The organism is Nocardia sp. CC201C, assembly GCF_030010695.1.
GTDB lineage: Bacteria > Actinomycetota > Actinomycetes > Mycobacteriales > Mycobacteriaceae > Nocardia > Nocardia otitidiscaviarum.
The window spans coordinates 1-3,271 of record NZ_JASCXP010000591.1; the positions used below are offsets into that span (position 1 = coordinate 1).

A 3,271-nucleotide genomic window follows, 5' to 3' on the forward strand; every position below is an offset into this window, starting at 1 on the left:
GCGTCGGGGATGCGGTCCATCACCCGCATCACCGCCCGCGCATGATCCCCCGAGATCACCCCCGCAGCCAGGGCGGCCGCGGTAGCGGGCAAACGGGGTTCACACTTCTCCCCGTAGGCACTGGTCATCACTCCCAACTGCGCGGCACCCTTCACCCGCGCGACGGCATCGGCCTTCGCTAGCCGCAGGGTTTCCACCAGGTACCGGTACAACCCCACCGATCCGGTCGTGGTCCACAACTGTCGGTCGTTGATCTCGATCACGTGTCGATGCCCTACCGTCTCGAGGCGACGGCGACACGCTTCCAATCCCTGGATGCGGGCAGCGAATGCGGTGTCGGTGAATCCGGTCAGGTCCTCGGCCAGCAGTGTGTCGATCGCGGTCGCCAGTGCGGCGAGCGCGGAATCGCACTGCTGGATTTCCCCCTCCGAATTCATACAGCTATTCTACCGCGAAACCTATTGCGGCAGAATTGAAAAGAGAATGTGAATCAAACAGCTTCACATGAGAATCCAATTCTTCCGTGTGCTTTCGGCCTGCTCGTCATATTTCGATTCGTGCGTTGGCGAGCAAGACTCAGGGCATTCACTCTCGCTTCCTTCGATATCGGAACCCGGCACTTCGAGATAGGCTGCCACCTTGTACCGGAATATCGATCCTGATCGATGCCTTGCGCGCGACATCGCTGTAGGAGAGGGTGCGTTCGCTCTGGTGTTGAACGGGCTGCGTCGGACGCCGTACCGAGTGCCGGATGGTTAAGGCTGGCTGCCCGTGGGGCGTTGCGCGGGGGCGGGGCGGCGGTAGCGTTCGGTTTCGTCCGATATTTCGGGCAGTTCCGTGCCGGGGCTGCGATGGGCGGGCCATTGGCCGGTGTCGAGGGGCTTGGACACGACCGGTGGCAGCGGGTACATCGGTGATTGGGGGCGATCGTGGTCGATGGTGGGGGCGAGGATGGCGAACGCGCCGGTGACCAGGGCCACGGCGGCCGCCGCTCCCAGTAGCTGTCTCGCCCACCGCAGCCAGCGTGGCCAGGGGCGCGGCTCGTTCATCGCACAGTCCCGTCGTTGTTCTGTGGTTGCTGAATCGGACTGGCGGTCAACGTGTTACGTGCGAGGGGAGCGGCGGGGGTCGCCGGTCGGTGGCGGCGGTTACGATGTCGCCACTATCGACCGGAGGGGAGCCCCGCATGTCCACACCCGAGCACGAGCAACGGATTCCGCAACCGCCGCAACCGAATCCGGGGGCAACGCGGTGGATGGGGCACGATGGCGGTCGGTCGCCCGTAGGGGCGCGGCCGGGGCAGTACCCGCCGCCGAGTGCGGGGTCGCGGCGTTCCGTGGGCGCGATCGTCACGGCGATGGTCTGCGCGATGGTCGCGGTCGCGGGGATCGGCGCGGCCGGTCTGGCCTACACGCGGTACGCCGACGAGCGGGACAGCGCGACCACCTTGCGCCAGGAAGTACTCGAGGCTCAGTACGTCGATGACCGGGAACAGGCGGCGGTCGAGGCGACCCGCGCCTTCGTGACATTGGTGAGCACCTACGACCACACCGATCTCGACTCGTACTTCGACAGCGTGCTGGCCGCGACCACGGGATCGTGGCACGAGTCGTTCGCCGGAAGCAGCGGGGCGCTGCGCGACGCGATGGTGAATGTTCAGGTCAGCAGCCGTCTCGACGAGGTGCACTGCGGCTTCGTATCGATGGCGGGCACGACCGCCCGCACGATCGCCATCGCCAAGCAGACGCGCGGTAATGCGACGGTCGAGTCGGAGAGCCTCACCCTGCCGATGGTCGTGACGCTGGAGGAGCAGGCGGACGGTCGGTGGCTGGTGAGCGAACTGGATTCCCCAGCGCTGTGAAGCCGCCGCACCACCGATAGCATCTCGGGACAATCGGCGGCGCGCCGCCACGAGCCGGATGGTGGGTGAGAATCAATGCAGGGTCGGGCCTTCGGGACGCCGGACTTCTTCGTGTGGGCCCCGGTGCTGGGGCTGTTGGAAGCGGCCGCCATCTGTGTGGTCATCTTGCAGTCGACGGCGGTGGCGCTGGCCTTGATCGCGGCGGCCGTGGCGCTGGTCGTCTTCGAGTCCTGGGCGAACCGCCCGACGGTGGCGGCGCGCCCGCAGCCGCGCCCGCGGCCGAACAGCCACAACCGCCCGACGCGCCGCGCCTGAGCACGGATGTCGCCGGACGCATCGGCCCGGTCCGAAAGGCATGCGCCGCAATGATGCAGCGAGTGCAAGGCGGCAGGGTGTGCGGAAATGCGTGGTGCGCCGAAACGATTGGGTTCCGGCGCGATCGCCACTTGTCGAATCACCGTGTGCCGCAGGTCAGGCGGCTACCGGAGCGGGCGGCCGGAGCAGTACGCCCGCGCGGATTCCGGCGAGGGTGCGTCCGGCGACCACGACCCATGCGCCCACCAGCAACGCGTACAGTCCCACCGCGGCGACGGCGAAGAGATCGGCCCCGGTATGGGCATACAGTGCACTGCTGCCGGTGACGCAGGTACCGACCGGGAAGGTGAAGCCCCACCAGGTGAGGTTGAAGGGCATGACCGTGCGGTGCCGGAGGGTGACCGCGAGCGCCAGACCCAGCCACAGCATGGCGAATCCCCAGACGGCGACGCCGAATACCACCGAGAAGACGAGCAGGCCCCGGGCGTAGGGATCCGGCAGCGCGACCGGAGCGGCATTGGCGAGCATCCCGGCGGCGGTCACCGACTGGCCCAGCGGGCCGAGCACGATCCACACGGTGGCCACCGATTCCGCGGCGGGCGGACCGTGGTGCAGCAGCCGCGACCAGATCAGGGTGATGGTGATGACGGCGGCGATGAGGCTCAGCCCGAACATGGCCAGGCAGGCGAACATCATGGTCAACCGCGGTTGGCCAGCGGGGAGATGCGGGATCAGCAGCGCGCCGGTGGCGGCGGAGACCATGGGCGGCACGACCGGCATGAGCCAGCCACCGAACGCGGCCTCGGGGCGGCTGGGCTGTCCGCTGATCATTCGATAGGGGATGACCAGCGCGGTCAGCAGACCGAGTACGGTCCCCGCCGACCACAGCACCCAGTCGACGGCGACCGCGGCCCGCATTCCGATCACGTCGGCGCCCAGCAGCAGGGTGCCCGCGCCGACGGTCAGCAGCGCCATGGGCGGTGCGCCGTAGAAGTGCGCCATGACCGGATGGCGACCGTGTGCCCGCGCCGCCTCGGGATGCCGCATCCAGTGCACGGCGAAGGCACCGGCGACCACGACGAGCAACGCCGCGGC

At 68.1% G+C, this 3,271-nt stretch carries 5 protein-coding genes; 2 read left to right on the plus strand and 3 right to left on the minus strand.

What is annotated here, in order from left to right:
• Positions 1–437, minus strand: a 437-nt coding sequence (locus tag QK444_RS34515; RefSeq protein ID WP_282786204.1) for a DUF222 domain-containing protein, incomplete at its 3' end; no start/stop codon positions are given.
• A gap of 318 nt (positions 438–755) precedes the next feature.
• Complete coding sequence (locus QK444_RS34520) at positions 756–1,049, minus strand: hypothetical protein (RefSeq protein ID WP_282786205.1); 294 nt, start codon at positions 1,047–1,049, stop codon at positions 756–758.
• Positions 1,050–1,186: 137 nt separating this feature from the next.
• Here QK444_RS34520 and QK444_RS34525 point away from each other — a divergent pair, with 137 nt between their 5' ends.
• A complete protein-coding gene (locus tag QK444_RS34525; RefSeq protein ID WP_282786206.1) occupies positions 1,187–1,861 on the plus strand; it encodes a hypothetical protein in 675 nt (224 codons plus the stop codon).
• A gap of 75 nt (positions 1,862–1,936) precedes the next feature.
• Positions 1,937–2,176, plus strand: coding sequence for a hypothetical protein (locus tag QK444_RS34530; protein ID WP_143981136.1), 240 nt, complete (start codon positions 1,937–1,939; stop codon positions 2,174–2,176).
• Positions 2,177–2,332: 156 nt separating this feature from the next.
• On the opposite strand, the gene QK444_RS34535 is transcribed toward QK444_RS34530, so the two are convergent.
• The coding region (locus QK444_RS34535; RefSeq protein ID WP_282786207.1) for a TDT family transporter at positions 2,333–3,271 on the minus strand (939 nt) is incomplete at its 5' end.

Bases quoted from the DNA above. Each gene is read 5' to 3' on its own strand.
- QK444_RS34530 (WP_143981136.1), top strand. From the start codon at position 1,937: ATGCAGGGTCGGGCCTTCGGGACGCCGGACTTCTTCGTGTGGGCCCCG.
- QK444_RS34520 (WP_282786205.1), bottom strand. From the start codon at position 1,049: ATGAACGAGCCGCGCCCCTGGCCACGCTGGCTGCGGTGGGCGAGACAG.
- QK444_RS34525 (WP_282786206.1), top strand. From the start codon at position 1,187: ATGTCCACACCCGAGCACGAGCAACGGATTCCGCAACCGCCGCAACCG.